Below are 19,336 nucleotides of genomic sequence, written 5' to 3'. Positions count from 1 at the left end.
CTCGAAACAATTAGTATCGTTGTGATATCACCGCATGAGGTTTCTTTCACTCAGGTGTATGAGTCAGCAATCAGAGCGCCCTGCGCTCCTCGGGCGGCAGGAAATCGCGATCGGCGTCGTAGTCTTTGGTCAGGTACATCGCCAGATCCGTCAGGTCAGTGGGGCTCAATGTCCCCGCCGCCTGTTTGAGTTTGAGCGTGTCGATGATGTAGTCGTAGCGCGCGTTGTTGTATTCACGCACCGCGCTGTACAACTGACGCTGGGCGTTGAGCACATCAGCGGTGTTGCGCGAGCCCAGGTCACGGCCCACCTGGTTGGCCTTGACCGAGGCCTGGCCGGAGCGAATGGTCTGTCGGCGGGCCATCACCTGTTCGATATCGGAGTTGACCGCGCGGTAGAAATTGCGGGTGTTCTGCACCACTTCGCGGCGCCGGTCTTCGCGCTCGTCTTCACTTTGTGCCAGGCGCTCGGTCGCTTCGCGCACTTGCGAACGGGTCATGCCACCGCTGTACAACGGAATGTTCAACTCCACGCCGATGCTGCCCTGGACCACATTGCCCCGGTAGCCATCGCGGCCGAAATCCGTCGGGTTGCTGTAGCCAAAGCTGTCATTGTCGCCCTTGCGCCACGACGCCACCGCGTCGACGGTCGGTGCATAACCGGCCTTGCGCTGGCGATGGGTTTGCTCGGCGGCGATCACCGCATAATTGCTGGCTTGCAAGGCAAGGTTCTGCCGTACCGCATGACTCACCCACTCATTGGCATCGTTGGGGGCCGGAAGCTCCACCGGCAACTGGTGCGCAATGCCTTCGATTGACGAGTAATCCTGGCGTGTCAGACGGGCCAACCCTTCATACGCATCCTCAACCTTGCGCTCGGCGAGTTTTCGATTGGCACCGGCGTTGTCATAAGCGGCCTGGGCGTCGAGCACATCGGTGATGCTCGAGGCACCATTCTCCAGCCGCGCCTGGGCCTGTTGCTGCTGGCGCTTGAGCGCGACTTCCTCGGCTTTGGAAGCCGCCAGCAAATCCAGCGCACGCAAGGTTTCGAAATAGGCCTGGGCGGTTGTCAGCACCAGCCCTTGTTCCTTGGCCCCCAATTCCAGCTCGGCTTGTGCGGTACTGGCGTGAGCCGCTTCGAGTTGAAACCAGCGATCGGCCCGAAACAGCGGCTGGTTGAGACTGGCTTGAAATACCGCCGTACTGCGCGAGCGTGTCAGGCCTGGCTCATCACGTTGCAGGCGCACCGACTCCACCGTGCTACCCGCGTTGAGCGTTGGCAATAAACCGGCCCGGGCTTGCGGAACACTTTCGCGTTGGGCCTGGTAATCATGCCGCGCCGCCGAAAGCTGCGCGTCGTGTTCGACCGCCTGACGGTAAACCCCGAGCAAATCGGCGCGATCGGAACTGGCGTCGGCCAGCACCGAGAGAGTCATTAACGAGAGGGAGAACAGCGGAACAAAAAAACGGGTGGGGGCAGTCATAACAATCCGTGTCGAGTAGCGGTAAAACGATTCAGCCATGCTGACAGGGGCGCATCCTACGCTCGGCCTCTCGCCACAACAAGGCAGAAGTATAGCTACTAGTGTCCTCGCAAGATCAGTCAGTCAAGCCAACGGCCACCGTTGCAGGGGCCGTCGTAAACGTCTGGGTCAGTGCGTGATGCACACCGACTTCAACTCGGTATACGCCTCGATCACGGCGCGACCAAACTCGCGACCCATGCCTGATTGCTTGACGCCGCCATCGGAGCCGCTCGCAGGTGAAGCAGGCCGTGGATTTGCCGTGGTTGCCGATGACGTGCGCAGCCTCGCCGGACGCACGCAAAACCTCGGCTGCCGAGATCCACCAGATGATCGAAGAACTGCAAATCGGCGCGCGCGAATCAGTGACCTCCATGACCGAAAGCCAGCAGCACAGCGAAGAAAGCGTCAGTATCGCCAACCTGGCCGGCAAACGGCTGAACAACGTGACGCAGCGCATTGGCGAGATCGACAACGTCAACCAGTCGGTGGCGGCGACGACTGAGGAGCAGACATCGGTGGTGGAGGCGTTGAACGTCGACATCACCGAGATCAACACCCTGAATCAGCAAGGGGTGGAGAATCTGCAATCGACGTTGCAGGCCTGTACCGAGCTGGAGCGGCAGGCTGGGCGGTTGAATCAGTTGGTGGGGAGTTTTCGGATCTAAAAGGCGTTCTGACGAAGGTATCGTGGGCCAGGTCCTCGGCCTGCTGACGATTTCTCAGGCGACGGGTCCAGGTCCCGACCAACTCTTCGTAATGCTCGAAAAAGCCGTGTCTGCGGGGCAGCTTGGGGGTCATTGCGGTGTGCTGTGAAGACGGGGCGTGAATAGTAATGCTTCCTATTAACCTGGAGCAATGGATTCCAGACCGGGCGCTACACAGGTTTTTGCACCCTTTCCAATTCGCGGGTGACCCTGTGCGTGGGTGGCGGGACAACGACCAGCCGACCTGTTTGTAACGGGGCGCCGAAAGGCGCCCTTTTTTCTACGCTGAAACCTGCCCCTGCAATCGTCGGCCGACGACATCCATCAAATCACAGCCATCGCGCAGTGAAGTCACCAACACCCGCGCCAGTTCACTGTGGACACCTTCGCCAAACGCAATGCTCTCCAGCAGTTGCGTTGCGGTACGAATGCGGTAGGCCGCGGTTTCATGCAACACGTCCAGGGGGGCTTCAGTGTCGATCAGCAATGATGGGATGTTGCAGTCGATGCCAGTGATAGGCATGTATCGATCCATGATGAAAAACCTCCATTGAGTAAAGGCACACGATTATTCAGCGCTGGCAGTTGGACGACCTTCAGACGATCCCCGGGGCGGCTCCAGGTTGTCCAGCGCTCGATTGACCAGCAATTCACCCAGCGCCGACAGTTGCTGAATACCCACAATGACATGGCGACGAGGGCCTTCCAGTTCACGGGCGAGATCGGTGGCCATGACACTGAGGGAGGCGAGGGTTTCAGAGGCGTGACAGAGCAAGGCTTCCGTGTCGACATCCGGAACGACGGCGAAGAAATAGCTGGCAGATGCGGGACGTGTGTGAGTGCGTAGGGGCACGCTGACGAGTTGTTCGGCGACTTTGGTGGGACGGGATGAATCGACGGTGTCGTTGGGGGAATCGTTTGGTGATTCTGCGGATTTGGTTGCGAATTTTTTCATAACAAAGCTCCTTGCAAAGTTGGAATATGCAAGTCCCACACTGCCAGCCGGGACAAGGATGCTTACTGTACGCATATTATTTGAGAGGTAAAAACATTAACAATAAATTTAACTTTGTTAATCAAACAAGTGAACATCTGTGCAAAAAAATGATAATAATTGGTTAATATTTGTACACTCCAGCTAGATTCGATGGTTACAAAAAACAGATGGCTCTACCGCTTTAAACCGTGCCACACATAAAATCATTATTACCACCTTGTTTCTGTAAGAAAATTCCTTAATTTGCCCGTGCGCCCCGCCGCGAAACATTATCTAACGTTTGCCAACGTGCTTGCAGCATTATTTTGCACATAATTCAGGCATTCAAGATGCAAGGTTCTCTGAAAACAACACCAACATCGTTACTCAGCTGTATCGGGATATTTTTTTCTAGCAATAAACAAATGGTGATTTTTTATGCACAGAAAAGAAAAAACAGAAAACTTGAAAAATAACATTAAATATTTGATAAAAAGTCGCGGAGAAACACAACTATCACTATGCAACTCCGTTGGTTTAACCAGAACTACGATATACAACATATTGGAGGGTAAGGTTGTAAACGTTCAACAGTCCACAATTCGCAAGATTTCCGATTTTTTCGGAGTATCCTATCAAGAAATAGAAAGCATAGATTTTGAGAAGAAAGAGACAATAGAAAGTAGTATTTCCCTTCACGGAAATATGAATCCAGCAGCAGTCCCCATAATAAAAGAAAGCTTGCTTATTCAGAACCTGGACAAAAGAATCGGTGAGCTAGCGACACTTCACCCCTTGACTTATTATTTCGGTGCGGCGTGTAATTTAATCGGCGTTCTTCTGGAGAGCGAAATCAGTGGAGCCAATGAACCTGGAGATCTGCTAATAATAAACAAGGGACTTTTGAATAGCGATAGAGAAAAATTAATATATAACAAGACCACAAGAAAGTTATTTATAGCCAATGATTGCGCTCTTGCTTCTGATGTTTTCTGTGTAGTAGGGGAAATCGTTGAGGAAAGGTTTAATGGTTAACAAGGGCGAGATCGAGAACAGCAAGTACAAATTATTAGGATTTGAGAGCGATAAAAACCTAGCGATAATCATGATTCTCTCCACTGGCAAAGTTATAAAAATAACGCTTAGCGCGCTAGTAAAAAGCGAGATACTAGACAATTTAAACAAAGCAGAAATAAAAAGCGTGTATCGAAAGTTCTATTCTCGCGGAGCCGCACTGACCGCATACGAAGTAAATGATCGTCACGAAGGAGCATGGATTATTTTTGTTATATTAAATCTAATACTTTTTACGTTGTACATCTTTACAAACTTCGCCACGGCAAAATTGTTTTATCTAGAACAATTTAACGTCATTATCACCCCTGGCGTCTTCTTGTACCCATTGACATTTTTAATAGTCGACTTATTGAACGAATTTTATGGATTCAGGCTTGCAAGAAAAGCTATTTTATTTGCATTCTTAAGTAACGCTTTTATTTTTGCTCTGTTAAACGCCACTAGCTATCTCCCAGGACTGCCTAGTTGGAAGTTTGACACCTCCTACGGCGAACTCATCAACCATGTTTCATCCGCATTAGTGGCGTCTTCTGTCTCTTTTCTTTTTTCCGAGTACGTAAACTCTTATTTGCTATGTAAAATAAAAGAACTTACAAACTCCAGACTTCTTTTTCTGCGAGTATTTTTTAGTACATTCTTCGCAGTGATAATCGACAGCGTCCTTTTTTGCTTTATTGCGTTTTATGGAACCATGCAAAACAGCGAAATATTACATATAGTCTATGTTCAGATAGCTATAAAAATGTGTTTTGCTGTTTTTAATATTCTACCTGCCTACGGGGCGAGGTCATTGTTTAAAAGGTACACCGCTCGTATCCAAACAGCATAAAACCAAGGGGAGCTAGCAGCTAATAGCTCCCCTCTGGTCAGGAAGTTTCATTTCAAATACCTAGTTTAATTTTTAGACTGCTCCAGACCTCCGCTCTGTTCCCCAAAAACTCACTCAACCCTTTCGCACGAAGAGCACAAGCATCACAGTCGCCGCACCCACTTCCCATTATCCCGTTGTAACAAGTCAACGTATGGTAACGAATCAAATCCAGTTACTTATGGTAATCAGCCAAAGCCCAAGTCTCTGCCTTATTAAGCCGCATAAGCGGCGTCTCGATCCGTACCTTATAGTCCATGCCCAACTGAATGGCGCTGTTCAACACCTTAACAAACTCATCACCACAATCCGGGTAACCAGAGCTCTCTGTTTCACACACACCCGTGATGACAGCTTCGGCACCCACTTGATAGGCATAAATAGAAGCCAACGTTAAAAACAGAATATTCCTGCCGGGCACGAACGTATCAGGCACGCCCTCCCCCGTACTCCTTGCAATTGGAATGTGGTCCCGCGTCAAACTGCTAATGGCCAGTTCGCTTAACAACGAAGTGTCCAATACCTTGTGCACCTTCACGCCAAGCTGTTTTGAAAGCTGTTGCGCCACTTCGATTTCCGCACGATGGCGCTGGCCATAATCAAAGGTAATGCAGTGAATTTCATCGTATGTCGGCAATGCATGGATCAAGCAGGTGGTTGAGTCTTGTCCGCCGCTGAAAACGATAACGGCCTTTCTGGTCATGGTTCGTTCTTCCTTGGAGGTGCCCCGGCAGGACGCCGGGGGCCGTTGACCCTACCGGGAAGCTCAAATTCTGGGTGTGGGAGGTTTCCGAAATGATCGTCTCCGATTTCCGTTTGTGTGATTTCCCTGTTGAGGGTCAACAGCCAGCCCTCCTCCGCTACCACCTGACGACCGGCAACAAAAATCAATTGCCACAAAATATTACCTACGTCATATTACACGCGTAATAAGGACCCGTTTCCCACAGGTAATCTCCATGACCAGCATGCCCACCCTTGAACCCGACCTTGCTGTCCCGGTGAGCACACCCAAGCCTCCCCTGCTCAAACGGTTGATCTTGCTGACTGCGGTCATCGCTGCCCTGGTGTTCGCCGGGCTGTATGCGACTCACTGGTGGACCGCCGGCCGTTTCATCGAAGAGACCGACGACGCCTACATCGGCGGCGATGTGACGGTGATCGGGCCAAAGGTGGCGGGTTATATCGAAGAGGTGTTGGTGACCGACAACCAGAAGGTCAAGGCCGGCGATGTGCTGATTCGTCTCGACTCCCGCGATTACCGCGCCAACCTGGCCAAGGCCGAAGGTGCGGTGGCCGCCGAAGAAGCGCTGCTCGCCAATCTCGATGCCACCGAAGAATTGCAACACGCGGTGATCGGCCAGGCCCGCGCGGGGATCGATGCCGCTGGCGCCGAAACCGCCCGTTCACGGGATGACGATGCTCGCTATAAAAAACTGGTCGGCAGCAACGCCGTCTCGGTGGAAAGCGCCCAACGCGCCAACGCCACCTTCAAGACCGCCCAAGCCCTCAGCGCCCGGGCCCAGGCTGAATTGCTCGCCGCACAACGTCAGTTGAATGTGATCGCAACCCAGAAACAACAAGCCCGCGCTGCACTGATGCAGGCTCGCGCCGAACGTGATCTGGCGCAGTTGAACGTGGGTTACACCGAACTGAAGGCCCCGGTGGACGGCGTGATCGGCAATCGCCGGGCGCGGGTCGGCGCTTATGCCCAGGCCGGTTCGCAATTGCTGTCAGTGGTACCGGCCAGCGGGCTGTGGGTTGATGCCAACTTCAAGGAAGATCAGCTATCGCGAATGACACCGGGGCAACGGGTGATCATTCATGCCGACGTGCTTTCGGGGCAGGAATTCCACGGTCATCTGGACAGCCTCGCGCCGGCCAGTGGTTCGCAGTTCAGCGTGCTGCCGCCAGAAAACGCCACCGGCAACTTCACTAAAATCGTTCAGCGGGTGCCGGTGCGCATCGTGCTTGATCCGGCCGATGGTGTGCTCGGCCATCTGCGTCCGGGCCTGTCGGTCACCGCTGAAGTGGACACTCGCAAGGAACCTGCAACCCCGGCCGTGGCCACCGCGCCATGAGCCGCGCCCTCGCCGCCCCCGCGCAACCGTTCAATGCCGCCGACATGGCAACGGCGACCAAGGTGTTTGCCTTCGCCACGATGTGCATCGGCATGTTCATCGCGCTGCTGGATATCCAGATCGTCTCCGCTTCGCTGCGCGACATCGGCGGCGGGCTCTCGGCGGGCACCGATGAAACGGCGTGGGTGCAAACCAGTTACCTGATCGCCGAAATCATTGTGATCCCGCTGTCCGGCTGGCTGTCCCGAGTGTTCTCGACGCGCTGGCTGTTCTGCGCTTCAGCGGTGGGTTTCACCCTGGCCAGCCTGCTGTGTGGCGCGGCCTGGAACATTCAGAGCATGATCGCCTTCCGCGCCCTGCAAGGGTTTCTCGGCGGTTCGATGATCCCGCTGGTGTTCACCACCGCGTTCTTTTTCTTCACCGGCAAGCAACGGGTGATCGCGGCTGCAACCATTGGCGCAGTGGCGTCGTTGGCACCGACCCTGGGGCCGGTCATCGGCGGCTGGATTACCGATGTTTCCTCTTGGCACTGGCTGTTCTACATCAATTTGGTGCCGGGGATTTTCGTCGCGGTGGCGGTGCCGATGCTGGTGAAAATCGACCAGCCGGAATTGTCGCTGCTCAAAGGCGCCGACTACTTGAGCATGGTGTTCATGGCGCTGTTTCTCGGTTGCCTGGAATACACCCTCGAAGAAGGCCCGCGCTGGAACTGGTTCAGCGACAGCACGATTCTGACCACGGCATGGATCAGCGGGCTGGCCGGCCTGGCGTTCATTGGTCGAACCTTGCACGTCGCCAACCCGATCGTCGACTTGCGCGCCCTGAAAGACCGCAACTTCGCCCTTGGCTGTTTCTTTTCGTTCGTCACCGGCATCGGCCTGTTCGCCACCATTTACCTGACGCCGCTGTTTCTCGGCCGGGTGCGTGGCTATGGCGCGCTGGACATTGGTCTGGCGGTTTTCTCCACCGGGGTGTTCCAGATCATGGCGATTCCGCTGTACGCCTTTCTGGCCAACCGCATCGATCTGCGCTGGATCATGATGATCGGCCTTGGACTGTTCGCGTTGTCGATGTGGGATTTCAGCCCGATCACCCATGACTGGGGGGCCAAGGAATTGATGCTGCCGCAAGCGCTGCGCGGGATTGCCCAGCAACTGGCGGTGCCGCCGGCGGTGACGTTGACCTTGGGTGGTCTGGCACCGGCGCGGCTCAAACATGCTTCGGGGTTATTCAACCTGATGCGAAACCTGGGGGGTGCCATCGGTATCGCCGCGTGCGCGACCATTCTGAATGACCGCACCAACCTGCACTTCACCCGGTTGGCGGAAAACCTCAACAGCACCAATGAAGCACTGAATCAGTGGCTGTCCCAGGTCGGCAACAACTTCGCCGCCCTTGGCCAAAGCGGTGACGCGGGTGTCACCGCCAGCCTGCATCAGCTGTGGCTGCTGACCTACCGCGAAGCGCAGACGCAAACCTACGGCGATGCATTCCTGATGATCATGGTCTGCTTCATCATCGCCACGGCGATGGTGCCCTTGATGCGCAAGGTGCAACCACCGGCCGCGCCGAGTGCCGATGCGCATTGAGCCCAGGTGTCACTCCTGAGGCATTTTGCGGAAGCCTACTGCCAGGCGGTTCCAGCTGTTGATGGTGGAAATCGCCACTGTCAGGTCGACCATTTCCTTAGGCGTGAACTGTGCGCAGACCAGTTCGTAGTCTTCATCAGGGGCGTGGGTCTGGCTCAGCAGCGTCAAGGATTCGGTCCAGGCCAGCGCCGCACGTTCACGGGGTGTGAAGAACGGCGTTTCACGCCAGACCGACACCGCGTACAGCCGACGTTCGGTTTCACCGCCCTTGCGGGCATCGGCAGTGTGCATGTCGACACAGAAGGCGCAGCCATTGATCTGGGAGGCGCGCAGCTTGACCAGTTCAATCAAGGTTTTTTCCAGAGGCAGCTTCGAAACAGCCGTTTCCAGCGCGATCATGGCTTTGAGTGCATCGGGGGAAGCGGTGTAGAAATCGATACGCGGTTGCATGGTGGGCTCCAGTCACAAAGGGTGTGGAGCTACGTTAATCCCGCCCTGAGATGCAGCAAATAGCCAATTATTGGGAAGTTGAGGATGCCAATGGGGTACCTCCTACCCATGTCGTCCTCATCCGAAATGCCTTTGCCACACCCGCGCCCATGACCTTCAAGCCCCTACGCTCGATTGCGCAGCCACTGCAAAAACCCCTTCTTCTGCACAACCCTGGGCGCTTCCTGAGTCAACGTCTGCGCCTTGTTCAAGCGAAAATCCAGTAACGCCTTCATCGCTTCGCTGATGTCATGTCGCGCATCCAGACACGGTTTGAGGTATTCCTTCTCGATCCGGTACAAGCTGCAGAACGTCTTGGCGCTGAAGTCCGCCGGTAGCGCCGTATCGGACAAAATACCGCCCTCGCCGATCACCTCACCCGGCCCCATGCGCCCGGACTCGAACTTGACCCCACCACGGCTTAGCTCCACCGACACGACACCGGATTCGATGATGAACAAATGATCGCTGACCTCCCCCGCTGGCAGGATCATTTCACCGGCGCGGAAGTTCTGCAGGGTCATGTTCTGGCTGAAGGTTTCTTTCTCTTCCTGACGCAGGGTCGAGAAAATGTTCGACGCCTCCAGCAATGCCCGTGGCCGCGACAGGTTGGCAGGTGCATTGGGTTCGACGTTCGACAACAGGCTGACACCGCTGGCCTGCAAGTGCCGGAATGCCAGGTCGAACAGCAGATTACGGACCATGCGCTTCTGGTCCATGGAGACCACGAAACCACTGATTTCGTATTCCACGCCGGTGGCGCTGGAGCCTTTCAACGCGACACACGGCGCCGGTTTGCTCAACAGATAACGGCACCCTTGCATCGCCCGTTCCAGCGCGTCGATCACCGTTTGCGGACGCGCGTGCGGGCTCAGTTGCAGGCTGATGGAGACACCAAAAATGTCGCTGGGACGGCTGAAGTTGATGATCTTGGCCTTGGCCGCCAGCGAGTTGGGAATCACCGCCATGCTGCCTTGCGAGGTTTGCAGGCGCGTCGCGCGCCAGTCGATATCGATGACCCGACCTTCGGTGCCGTCGATCGAGATCCAGTCATCCAGTTGATAGGGTTTGGTGGTGTTGAGGACGATGCCGGAGAACACGTCGCTGAGGGTACTTTGCAAGGCCAGGCCGACGATGATCGCCAATGCGCCTGAAGTCGCCAGCACACCCTTGACCGGAAGATCGAGTACGTACGCCAAAGCCGCGATGATCGCGATCAGGAAAATCACCGCGCCGAGCAAATCCTGGAGCAAGCGCCCGGTGTGCCCGACCCGTTGCATCATCACCGCGCCGATCAGCACCGTCAGGGTACGCGCGCCGAACAGCCACCAGCCGATCTGCAATCCGGTGGCGGCCAGGTGCAGCGGCACGTTGTCGGCCCAGGGCGCCGTTTCCATGGGGTTCAGACCTTCGTTGAACAGCAGGACACTGAACAACGAAAAAATCACCACCCGCACCAACAGTTTCCAGTTGCTGCCATTGGCACTGAGCAGGCGCCACAGCCCCAGATCGATAAGGATCAAAGCCATTGCGCAGATCAATGGATGATCGGTAAGCAGTGACAGCATCAAGCAACTCCAGCAAGGACCATTGGCGCGAAGATCTCACAGATTGGCCACATTGTAGGAGGATTTAACGCAAAACCAATGTGGGAGCGGGCTTGCTCGCGAAGGCTGATTAACATTCAACAACTATGTTGACTGTTACACCGCTTTCGCGAGCAAGTCGAATCGTCGCACCGCCGCTCCCACAGGGGATTGTGTTACTTGCTGTTGGTCAGGGTGTTGTAGCTGGTCATCAGGTTGCGATAGTCCGGGATGTGGTTGGAGAACAACGTGGCCAAGCCTTCCACGTCATTGCGCCAGTCGCGATGCAGCTCACAGGCCAGGCCGAACCAGGTCATCAACTGCGCGCCGGAGGCCGACATGCGGTCCCAGGCCGATTGACGGGTCAGCTCGTTGAAGGTGCCGGAAGCGTCAGTCACCACGAACACCTCGAAGCCTTCAGCCAGTGCCGACAGCGCCGGGAACGCCACGCATACTTCGGTCACTACGCCAGCGATGATCAGTTGTTTCTTGCCGGTGGCCTTGATCGCCTTGACGAAGTCTTCGTTGTCCCAGGCATTGATCTGGCCAGGACGGGCAATGTACGGCGCATCCGGGAACAGCGCTTTGAGCTCAGGCACCAGCGGGCCGTTGGGACCGGTTTCGAAACTGGTGGTGAGGATGGTCGGCAACTTGAAGTACTTGGCCAGGTCAGCCAGGGCCAACACGTTGTTCTTGAAACGGTCCGGCTCGATGTCGCGCACCAGAGAAAGCAGACCCGCCTGGTGATCAACCAACAGAACGGCGGCGTTATCCTTGTCGAGACGTTTGTAAGAGGTAGTCATGGGAGTAATCCTCGCTTTTTATCGATGCCGAACGGGTCGGCGTGAGAGAAACCTGATAGTTCGTTAAAACGCGGCCAAGCAAGGCTAGTCGCCCTCGCCCGACACGCCACAGCGTTACAACATTGAGTTCAACCGTGCATCCGACCGAACCGACCGGACTGGAAGTCGGCGAAGGCCTGGTGAATCTCTTGCTCGGTGTTCATCACGAACGGACCGTGACCGACGATCGGCTCGTCGATCGGTTCGCCACTGAGCAGCAACACGACGGCGTCGTTATTGGCTTCCAGGCTGAGCTGCTGGCCATTGCGTTCGAACAACGCCAACTGCCCTTCGCGCACCAGTTCCACACCGTTGACCTGAACCGTGCCACGCAACACTACAAGTGCCGTGTTACGACCTTCGTGCAGGTCCAGGGTCAGCAACTTGCCGCCGTTGAGGCGCAGGTCCCAGACGTCAATCGGGGTAAACGTGCGCGCCGGGCCGGTGTGGCCATCGAACTCACCGGCGATCAAACGCAGGCTGCCGGCCTGGTCCTTGAGCGCGATGCTCGGGATGTCGCCATCGAGAATCGTCTGGTAACCGGCGTCGGCCATTTTGTCCTTGGCCGGCAGGTTGACCCACAGCTGCACCATTTCCAGGGTGCCGCCGGTTTTGGCGAAACCTTCTGAGTGGAATTCTTCGTGGAGAATCCCCGAGGCTGCGGTCATCCATTGCACGTCGCCTGGCCCGATCTTGCCGCCGCTGCCGGTGGAGTCGCGGTGCTCCAGTTCGCCCTTGTAAACGATAGTCACGGTTTCGAAACCACGGTGTGGATGCTGACCAACGCCACGACGCTCGGTGGTCGGGGTGAATTCAGCAGGACCGGCGTGATCGAGCAGCAAAAACGGACTGATGTGTTTGCCCAGGTTGTCGTAGGAAAACAGCGTGCGAACCGGAAAACCGTCGCCGACCCAATGGGTCCGTGGGCTGGTGTAGATACCGATGATGTTTTTCATTCCGCCTCCGAATCTGGTGTGTGACGCGATGGACAAAGCTTAAAACTGAACCCTTTGATGCACTAGACTGCAAAAATCAGCCTTAGCGTTCTATATGGAGAACGATGGTGGAAGACCTCAACACCCTCTATTACTTCACCCAAGTGGTGGAACACCACGGTTTCGCCCCGGCCGGTCGGGCGCTGGACATGCCCAAGTCGAAGCTGAGCCGGCGCATTGCCGAGCTCGAAGACCGCCTCGGCGTACGCCTGCTGCACCGCACCAGCCGGCATTGTTCACTGACGGAAATCGGCCAGGCCTATTACCAGCGTTGCCTGGCGATGCGCGTGGAAGCGGAAAGCGCCGCCGAACTGATCGAACGCAACCGCTCCGAACCCCAGGGCCTGGTGCGCATCAGTTGCCCGACCGCGCTGCTCAACTCCTGGGTCGGGCCGATGCTGACTCGCTACATGCTCAAGTACCCGCTGGTGGAGTTGTTCATCGAGAGCACCAACCGCCGGGTCGACCTGATCCACGAGGGGTTCGACATCGCCCTGCGGGTGCGCTTTCCGCCGCTGGAAAATACCGACATGGTGATGAAGGTGCTGGGCAACAGCACCCAGTGCCTGGTGGGCAGTCCGGCCTTTGTCTCGCGCCTGTCATCACCGGCCTCCCCGGCCGACCTCAGCGGGTTGCCAAGCCTGCACTGGGGCGCGGCGCAGCGTGAGTATCAGTGGGAATTGTTTGGGGCCAATGGCGCCAGCGCGGTGATCCGGCATGCGCCACGAATGGTCACCGATGACCTATTGGCGCTGCGTCATGCCGTGGTAGCCGGGATCGGCATCGCTCACCTGCCCAGTGTGGTGGTGCGCGATGACATTGCCGCGGGCCGACTGGTGGAACTGGTGCCGGGCTGGGCCCCCAAGTGCGGGATCGTCCACGCGATTTTCCCGTCACGCCGTGGGCTGCTGCCGTCGGTGCGCGCATTGATCGACTTTCTGGGCGAGGAATTCAGCCACAGCGATATTGCCTAGAAGCCCGAACACGGGGGTAAGGACCTTAAACCGAGTCGCGGCTATCGCGAGCAGGCTCACTCCCACAGTGAATCTATGGTGTACGCAAATACAATGTGGGAGCGAGCCTGCTCGCGATAGCGTCCGACCAAACACTACCAATCCCCCAGACTGCCCCCCGATTCATGACTTGCGGTAAACATTGCTTTGCCGATCCAGCGGTTTTTCCCATGGGGGCGGACGCGGATACTCGTGCCCATTCCCACTGCAACCCCTGGAGTCATTGATGTCTATTCCCGCATTCGGCCTTGGTACGTTTCGCTTGCAAGGCCAGGTGGTCATCGATTCGGTGAGCACTGGCCTGGAACTGGGCTATCGGGTCATCGATACCGCGCAAATCTACGAGAACGAAGCCGAGGTCGGCGAAGCCATTGCCGCCAGTGGCATCGCCCGTGACGAGTTGTTCATCACCAGCAAGATCTGGGTGGCCAACTTCGCCAGGGATCGCCTGATCGACAGCCTCAAGGAAAGCCTGCAAAAGCTGCAAACCGACTACCTGGACCTGACACTGATCCATTGGCCGTCCCCGGAAGATCAAGTGCCGGTCGAGGAATTCATGGGCGCCCTGCTCGAAGCCAAACAACTGGGCCTGACCCGGCAGATCGGCGTGTCCAACTTCACCGTGGACCTTATGAAACAGGCGATCGCCGCGGTCGGTGCCGAACACATCGCGACCAACCAGATCGAACTGCACCCGTACCTGCAAAACCGCAAGGTCGTCGAATTCGCGCAGAGCCAGGGCATCCAGATCACCTCGTACATGACCCTCGCTTACGGCGAAGTGCTGAAAGACCCGGTGATCCAGCAGATCGCCGATCGCCTGCAGGCGACGCCGGCACACGTCACGTTGGCCTGGGCCATGCAACTGGGTTACGCAGTGATCCCCTCGTCAACCAAACGCGCCAACCTGCAAAGCAACCTGCACGCCCGCACACTGACCTTGAGCGATGCCGACATGGCGCTGATTGCGGGTCTGGATCGTGGCCAGCGACTGACCAGCCCCAAAGGCATCGCGCCCCAGTGGGATTAAGCGTCAGTCTTGCTTGAGGCTCTGATCCAGGCGTGCCATGGCGTGTTGCAATTGATCGACGGCCTCGTCAATCAACGCCGCGCGCCCTTCGGCGCAGGCACGTTCCAGATGTTCGCAGCACTCGATCAAACGTTTTGCACGAACCATCCGCGCCCCCCCTTTGATGCGGTGCGCCAGGTCTTGCAGCCGGTGACGATTGCCAATGACGTGCGCAGCAAGCAGATCATCGCGATCATAGCGATTGGTCTCGGCCAGTTCGTGCAACAACTGATTGATCAGCGTCCGGTCTTCACCGACGTAGAGCTCCAGGCCGGTCAGGTCGATTTCGAACGTTGATTTTTCTGCAACCGGTGCTGGCGGCTCATTCACAAATCGGGATGCCAGCCACGCACTCAAATCTGCCAGCCGGATCGGTTTGAACAGACAGTCGTCCATGCCCGCTTCAAGGCAACGGATCTTTTCCTCCGGCTGCGCATTGGCGCTAAACCCCAGAATCAGCGTGGGAGGCAAACCATTGGCGCGCTCTTCATCGCGTATTGCACCCGCCAATTCATAACCATTGACCACCGGCATGTTGCAATCGGTGATGACCAAATCGAGCTCATGCTCGCGCCACTTCACAAGACCCTGCTCGCCATTCTCAGCCTCCAGCACCTGATGCCCCAGGTAACTCAGCTGCCGCGACAGCAACAATCGATTGGCCGGGTAATCGTCGACCACCAGAATCGTCAGCAGCCGAGTGGTCACCTGCAATCCGCTATCGGCACACTCGCCGCAGGTCAACGGTTGCAACGCAATCAGATCAACGCTGATGTCGACTTGCGTCCCCAGTCCGAGGACGCTGTCGAGCTGCAATCGGCCGCCCATCATTTCGCACAGCGTGCGGCTGATCACCAGTCCCAGACCGGAGCCATTGTGGCCTGACTGCTGGCTGTTACCGGCCTGCACGAACGGGCTGAACAGCCGTTGCTGATCGACCACGCTGATACCGATGCCGCTGTCCTCAATACGCACATTGACTGCCAGATGTCCCGCTATACCGGGCTCCACTCGCAGTGTCAGACTCACCTCACCTTCACGGGTGAACTTGATCGCGTTGCTCAGCAGATTGGACAGCACCTGCTTGAAGCGCGTGGGGTCGACTAACACGTCACGATCGCTGTGTTCGGCCAATTCGACCCGCCACTGCAAGTTCTTCTGCCGTGCCAGGCCTTCGAAAACCCGGCACACCGACTCCACCAGCGTGCGTAGATTGGCCCGCTCAGGGGTCAGCGACAAATGCCCGGACTCGATGCGGGCGATGTCCAGGATGTCGCCGATCAGCGCCAGCAATTGCTGCGCGGCAGTGGAGGCCACTTCGATGGCGGAGCGATCAGTGAAGCCCTCTTGCGCTCGCTTCAGCGCCAGTTCGAGCATGCCGATCAGGGCATTCATCGGTGTGCGGATTTCATGACTCATGGTCGCCAGAAAGGTGGTTTTGGCGCGGTTGGCATCGTCGGCGGCGTTCTTGGCATCCTGCAATTGCGCGAGCAGTTGTTGGCGTTGAGTGATCTGCCGACGCTGCCAGGCAATCCAGGCCAGTGCGAGCAACAACAAAACGCCCGCAGCGGCAAACGCCTGGAGAATGCGTTGGCGATGACGCAGCCAGTAGCTGTCATCGACCACCACATCGTTGCTCCAGCGGGCCAGCAGCTCATCCATCTCCCGGGGCGAAATGCTCAGCAGTGCCTTGTTCAGAATCGAGTGCAACTCCAGCGCACCACGGCTGGTGGCCAGAGCGATACGCGCCGGTTCATCCCCCACGGTGCTGCTGATCCGCAGACGCTCGCGGTATTGCCGGGTGACCAGATACCGAGCCACGATCAATGAGCTGACGACCCCGTCGGCCTGGCCCTTGATCACCCATTCCATCCCCTGCGCCGGACTCGCCACTTCGACCAGACGTACAGTGGGCGCCCGAGCGCGGATGAACTCGAGCAACGGATGACCGCGATAAATCGCCAGGCGTTTACCGGCCATATCGTCCAGGCTCCTGGGGCTTCCCGGGGTGCTCGCACTGACCAGTACAAACGGATTGTTCAGGTAGGACCGAGTGAAGCGCAGTTCGGCTTCGCGTTCGATTCCGGGCGTGACCACCGGTAACACGTCGATCGTGCCGTCCTTGAGTTGCTGGATCTGCTGATCGAGGGAGTTGCCCCGCTGCACCTTGAAGGTCAAGCCGCTGCGCTGGCTGATCAGCGTCAGCAATTGCGCGGTCAACCCGCTGAGTTGTCCCTGTGCATCGTAAAAAGTCAGCGGTGCGAAGTCCTCGACAACTCCCACTTGCACCGTCGGATGTCGATCCAGCCAACGTTGCTCGCTGGCGCTCAAACGTACTCGCTCTTGACCCGCCATGTTGGCTCTTCCAGCACTCCAGCGCTGCTCGATGGCCGTGCGTTGATCCATGGAAATTGCCGCCAGAGTCTTATCGACAATGCTCTTCAGACGAGGGTTGCCCCTACTGAAGGCAAAGCCGAACGGATTGGCGTCCAGGCCGGAAGGCCCCACCAGGCGTACGTTGCTGAGGTAGTTGTTATTGATCAGGTAATTGGCACTGATGAAGTCGCCGAGGTACACATCATCCTGCCCGAACGCCACCGCCCCGATCGCGTCGAGTGCCGAGGGGTAGCGTTGCAAGCTCGCATCGGGATAGAAGGCTTCGACAGTCTGCGCCTGCAGATAGTCATCGACCATGGCGATGCGCTTGCCCGCGAGGTCGGCGGGCATCCAGTCGTCCAGGCGGGTAACCAGCATCGGCTGATCTTCGGCATAGGCACTGGATCGGGTCAGCTGCGGGTCAGCCGCCTCAAAGTTGTTGGACGTGCCGAGCAGGTCCAGATCATCGCGCTTGAGCGCCTCCATGGCCGCCTCGCGTGTACGATAACGAAGCACGTCGATTTTGACGTGCAGCAGTTGCCCCAACAGGGCGGCATAGTCTGCGGTGATGCCTTCCAGCTCATCAACGTTTCGCGTGATCTCGAACGGCGGGTAGTCCGGCCCCGACACCCCGAGGCGCAAGACTCGCTTGCCACGCAACCACTGCCAGTCTTTTTCATCCAGCTGGACCTGATAATCCTCCACCGCTGAATGTCCCAGCACATGCAAAAGCTTTGGCTCATCGGCTGCGGTCACCGATGCTCCCAGTCCACAGAACAACAACAGAGCCCACAAACAATTGCGCATGATCGGGCTCACTCAGATCAGATGATTACGCTTGGCAAAATCCCTCAAGTACACCGCTGATTCCACGTTGAGTTTTCCAATCAGACGGGTCTTGTAGGTGCTGACGGTCTTGTGACTCAAGTGCATGATTTCAGCGATCGCCTTGTTACTGATGCCCCGGGCCAGATGCTGAAAGATCGTCAGTTCCCGGTCGGAGAGTTTATCGATCATCTGTTTTTCACTCAGTTGTATCGAGCTCAGCGACACCGACGCCGAGGGTAGCTGGGCGAAATAGGTGTAACCGCCCATCACGGCGTGCACGGCTCGGTGCAAGTGCTGCAAGTCGTTGGTCTTGGCGATATAGCCTGCGGCGCCGGCATGCATGCAACGATCCTGATAAAACGTGGGTTCCTGGGACGTGAAGACCAGTACTCGACAGGGCACCCCACTGGTCTTGATCCGCGCCAGTACATCCAGCCCGTCGAGCGAGGGCATCACCAGATCCAGGATCACCAGTTCAGGCTTGTGTTCGCGGATCTTCGGCAAAACCTCATTACCACACGCCGCTTCGTATATCTGCTTGAAACCTTCCTGCACCAGTACGATTTTGACTGCGGCGCGAACCACCGGATGATCGTCCACAATCAGCACTGACTTCATGGCAACTCCCTGAGCAACAAAAACGACGATTGAATAATCAATGCCAATGAGCCCGGCCCGGTTGATCGCACCGGCTGCGCAAAGACTTTTGCATGGAAAACCGGGCGCAACTACCTGACAGAAATGACAGAGCCGACGAACGGTAGACGAGGGTCGATGATCGCCATCAGCCGCGTAATGGACGCCAGATCAGGCAATATTGCGTGGCTCACCTCAACCCTCTGTTGAACGCAGGCAGGAATGGGCGGCAGTTGCGCCTGCTGACCGTCATAGATCAAGGCGTGATGAACCTGCTGGTTATCAAGAAAAAAATCGAACAGGTTCAACGCCCCGCCTGCCAGCGAGGCATTGATGACCACCAGATCAAATGGCTCGCCACTGTATTCGACCAGGGTCAACAGCTCTTCAAGGCTGTGCACCGGTGCTATCCGGTAGTAGTCGAGTTGATTGAACAATCGCTCGACCTTCATGCGGTGAAAATGCAACTCGTCGGCGATCAGGATACGTAAGGCTTTGTTCGACAACGTGGGCCCCCAGAAGGGTATCGAATTCGTGAGGGCGCAAGGCTACGGAAGAGCCGTCGAGCTTTCTGTAGGACTTTTCCTAAAAATCGGGACGATTCACTTCAGCCTTAGTACGATTTTCTGTAGGAGCAAGGCTTGCCCGCGATGAACGATGACGCGGTGTATCAGTTAAACCG

16 protein-coding genes and 4 pseudogenes are annotated in these 19,336 nt (G+C 56.8%); 7 read left to right on the top strand and 13 right to left on the bottom strand.

What is annotated here, in order from left to right; all coding sequences use genetic code 11:
• Positions 1 to 70: 70 nt before the first annotated feature.
• Positions 71 to 1,435: a TolC family outer membrane protein gene (locus KGB03_RS22255; protein ID WP_223528982.1), complete on the bottom strand. Its 1,365-nt coding sequence runs from the start codon at positions 1,433 to 1,435 to the stop codon at positions 71 to 73.
• 216 nt (positions 1,436 to 1,651) lie between these two features.
• Positions 1,652 to 1,744: pseudogene (locus KGB03_RS22250) on the bottom strand (aldehyde dehydrogenase family protein); the annotation flags it as partial.
• Here KGB03_RS22250 and KGB03_RS22245 point away from each other — a divergent pair.
• A pseudogene (locus KGB03_RS22245) lies at positions 1,733 to 2,190 on the top strand (methyl-accepting chemotaxis protein); the annotation flags it as partial. The pseudogenes KGB03_RS22250 and KGB03_RS22245 overlap by 12 nt on opposite strands.
• 7 nt (positions 2,191 to 2,197) lie before the next feature.
• On the opposite strand, the pseudogene KGB03_RS31425 reads toward KGB03_RS22245, so the two are convergent.
• From KGB03_RS31425 to KGB03_RS22235, 3 genes and pseudogenes are all read right to left on the bottom strand, one after another.
• A pseudogene (locus tag KGB03_RS31425) lies at positions 2,198 to 2,323 on the bottom strand (RNA polymerase subunit sigma-24); the annotation flags it as partial.
• Positions 2,324 to 2,509: 186 nt separating this feature from the next.
• Entirely contained in the window at positions 2,510 to 2,764 is a 255-nt protein-coding gene (locus tag KGB03_RS22240) for a hypothetical protein (RefSeq protein WP_033061103.1), read from the bottom strand.
• Positions 2,765 to 2,797: 33 nt separating this feature from the next.
• Positions 2,798 to 3,184, bottom strand: coding sequence for a DUF6124 family protein (locus KGB03_RS22235; RefSeq protein WP_218535513.1), 387 nt, complete (start codon positions 3,182 to 3,184; stop codon positions 2,798 to 2,800).
• A 459-nt stretch (positions 3,185 to 3,643) separates the two neighbouring features.
• Between KGB03_RS22235 and KGB03_RS22230 the strand changes: the two genes are divergently transcribed.
• Both KGB03_RS22230 and KGB03_RS22225 read left to right on the top strand, forming a co-directional pair.
• Positions 3,644 to 4,240, top strand: a complete 597-nt coding sequence (locus KGB03_RS22230; RefSeq protein WP_218535511.1) for a helix-turn-helix transcriptional regulator — start codon at positions 3,644 to 3,646, stop codon at positions 4,238 to 4,240.
• Positions 4,233 to 5,111, top strand: coding sequence for a queuosine precursor transporter (locus KGB03_RS22225; RefSeq protein WP_218535509.1), 879 nt, complete (start codon positions 4,233 to 4,235; stop codon positions 5,109 to 5,111). The genes KGB03_RS22230 and KGB03_RS22225 overlap by 8 nt, the downstream gene beginning before the upstream one ends.
• A gap of 52 nt (positions 5,112 to 5,163) precedes the next feature.
• On the opposite strand, the pseudogene queC reads toward KGB03_RS22225, so the two are convergent.
• Positions 5,164 to 5,853 (bottom strand): annotated as a pseudogene (gene queC / locus KGB03_RS22220) (7-cyano-7-deazaguanine synthase QueC).
• 256 nt (positions 5,854 to 6,109) lie between these two features.
• On the opposite strand from queC, the gene KGB03_RS22215 reads away from it, so the two are divergent.
• Positions 6,110 to 7,231: an HlyD family secretion protein gene (locus KGB03_RS22215; protein ID WP_223528962.1), complete on the top strand. Its 1,122-nt coding sequence runs from the start codon at positions 6,110 to 6,112 to the stop codon at positions 7,229 to 7,231.
• Positions 7,228 to 8,820, top strand: coding sequence for a DHA2 family efflux MFS transporter permease subunit (locus KGB03_RS22210; protein WP_008152189.1), 1,593 nt, complete (start codon positions 7,228 to 7,230; stop codon positions 8,818 to 8,820). The genes KGB03_RS22215 and KGB03_RS22210 overlap by 4 nt, the downstream gene beginning before the upstream one ends.
• A 9-nt stretch (positions 8,821 to 8,829) precedes the next feature.
• Here the strand turns inward: KGB03_RS22210 and KGB03_RS22205 are convergent, their stop codons facing one another.
• The 4 genes from KGB03_RS22205 to KGB03_RS22190 all read right to left on the bottom strand — a co-directional run bounded on the left by KGB03_RS22205 (position 8,830) and on the right by KGB03_RS22190 (position 12,693).
• A complete protein-coding gene (locus KGB03_RS22205) occupies positions 8,830 to 9,270 on the bottom strand; it encodes a carboxymuconolactone decarboxylase family protein (protein WP_218535479.1) in 441 nt (146 codons plus the stop codon).
• Between the two features lie 164 nt (positions 9,271 to 9,434).
• Complete coding sequence (locus KGB03_RS22200) at positions 9,435 to 10,877, bottom strand: mechanosensitive ion channel family protein (protein WP_218535477.1); 1,443 nt, start codon at positions 10,875 to 10,877, stop codon at positions 9,435 to 9,437.
• A 194-nt stretch (positions 10,878 to 11,071) separates the two neighbouring features.
• Positions 11,072 to 11,698 carry an isochorismate family cysteine hydrolase YcaC gene (gene ycaC, locus KGB03_RS22195; protein ID WP_074878621.1) on the bottom strand — a complete coding sequence of 209 codons (627 nt, stop codon included), beginning with the start codon at positions 11,696 to 11,698 and terminating at the stop codon, positions 11,072 to 11,074.
• 128 nt (positions 11,699 to 11,826) lie between these two features.
• Positions 11,827 to 12,693, bottom strand: coding sequence for a pirin family protein (locus KGB03_RS22190; protein WP_218535475.1), 867 nt, complete (start codon positions 12,691 to 12,693; stop codon positions 11,827 to 11,829).
• Positions 12,694 to 12,797: 104 nt separating this feature from the next.
• Between KGB03_RS22190 and KGB03_RS22185 the strand changes: the two genes are divergently transcribed.
• Positions 12,798 to 13,706: a LysR substrate-binding domain-containing protein gene (locus KGB03_RS22185; protein WP_223528959.1), complete on the top strand. Its 909-nt coding sequence runs from the start codon at positions 12,798 to 12,800 to the stop codon at positions 13,704 to 13,706.
• Positions 13,707 to 13,971: 265 nt separating this feature from the next.
• The gene (gene dkgB, locus KGB03_RS22180) at positions 13,972 to 14,775 is read left to right on the top strand and encodes a 2,5-didehydrogluconate reductase DkgB (RefSeq protein WP_111452462.1); all 804 of its coding nucleotides are present in this window, start codon (positions 13,972 to 13,974) and stop codon (positions 14,773 to 14,775) included.
• 3 nt (positions 14,776 to 14,778) lie between these two features.
• On the opposite strand, the gene KGB03_RS22175 is transcribed toward dkgB, so the two are convergent.
• From KGB03_RS22175 to KGB03_RS22165, 3 genes are all read right to left on the bottom strand, one after another.
• Entirely contained in the window at positions 14,779 to 17,997 is a 3,219-nt protein-coding gene (locus tag KGB03_RS22175) for a transporter substrate-binding domain-containing protein (RefSeq protein ID WP_223528957.1), read from the bottom strand.
• A gap of 12 nt (positions 17,998 to 18,009) precedes the next feature.
• On the bottom strand, positions 18,010 to 18,636 hold the full coding sequence (locus tag KGB03_RS22170) for a response regulator transcription factor (protein ID WP_223528954.1): 627 nt from the start codon (positions 18,634 to 18,636) through the stop codon (positions 18,010 to 18,012).
• A gap of 110 nt (positions 18,637 to 18,746) precedes the next feature.
• Entirely contained in the window at positions 18,747 to 19,160 is a 414-nt protein-coding gene (locus KGB03_RS22165) for a response regulator (RefSeq protein ID WP_192410408.1), read from the bottom strand.
• Positions 19,161 to 19,336: the final 176 nt, after the last annotated feature.

Origin of the sequence: Pseudomonas sp. BF-B-26, assembly GCF_019956495.1 — a bacterium.
Taxonomy (GTDB): domain Bacteria; phylum Pseudomonadota; class Gammaproteobacteria; order Pseudomonadales; family Pseudomonadaceae; genus Aquipseudomonas.
This window is presented reverse-complemented; position numbering and strand designations above follow the sequence as displayed.

Excerpts from the sequence above, each read along its gene's own strand:
- KGB03_RS22200 (WP_218535477.1), bottom strand. The coding sequence starts at position 10,877 with ATGCTGTCACTGCTTACCGATCATCCATTGATCTGCGCAATGGCTTTG.
- ycaC (WP_074878621.1), bottom strand. The coding sequence starts at position 11,698 with ATGACTACCTCTTACAAACGTCTCGACAAGGATAACGCCGCCGTTCTG.
- KGB03_RS22175 (WP_223528957.1), bottom strand. The coding sequence starts at position 17,997 with ATGCGCAATTGTTTGTGGGCTCTGTTGTTGTTCTGTGGACTGGGAGCA.
- KGB03_RS22240 (WP_033061103.1), bottom strand. The coding sequence starts at position 2,764 with ATGGATCGATACATGCCTATCACTGGCATCGACTGCAACATCCCATCA.
- KGB03_RS22185 (WP_223528959.1), top strand. The coding sequence starts at position 12,798 with ATGGTGGAAGACCTCAACACCCTCTATTACTTCACCCAAGTGGTGGAA.
- KGB03_RS22190 (WP_218535475.1), bottom strand. The coding sequence starts at position 12,693 with ATGAAAAACATCATCGGTATCTACACCAGCCCACGGACCCATTGGGTC.
- KGB03_RS22225 (WP_218535509.1), top strand. The coding sequence starts at position 4,233 with ATGGTTAACAAGGGCGAGATCGAGAACAGCAAGTACAAATTATTAGGA.
- KGB03_RS22210 (WP_008152189.1), top strand. The coding sequence starts at position 7,228 with ATGAGCCGCGCCCTCGCCGCCCCCGCGCAACCGTTCAATGCCGCCGAC.
- KGB03_RS22235 (WP_218535513.1), bottom strand. The coding sequence starts at position 3,184 with ATGAAAAAATTCGCAACCAAATCCGCAGAATCACCAAACGATTCCCCC.
- KGB03_RS22215 (WP_223528962.1), top strand. The coding sequence starts at position 6,110 with ATGACCAGCATGCCCACCCTTGAACCCGACCTTGCTGTCCCGGTGAGC.
- KGB03_RS22255 (WP_223528982.1), bottom strand. The coding sequence starts at position 1,435 with ATGACTCTCTCGGTGCTGGCCGACGCCAGTTCCGATCGCGCCGATTTG.
- KGB03_RS22170 (WP_223528954.1), bottom strand. The coding sequence starts at position 18,636 with ATGAAGTCAGTGCTGATTGTGGACGATCATCCGGTGGTTCGCGCCGCA.
- KGB03_RS22205 (WP_218535479.1), bottom strand. The coding sequence starts at position 9,270 with ATGCAACCGCGTATCGATTTCTACACCGCTTCCCCCGATGCACTCAAA.
- dkgB (WP_111452462.1), top strand. The coding sequence starts at position 13,972 with ATGTCTATTCCCGCATTCGGCCTTGGTACGTTTCGCTTGCAAGGCCAG.
- KGB03_RS22230 (WP_218535511.1), top strand. The coding sequence starts at position 3,644 with ATGCACAGAAAAGAAAAAACAGAAAACTTGAAAAATAACATTAAATAT.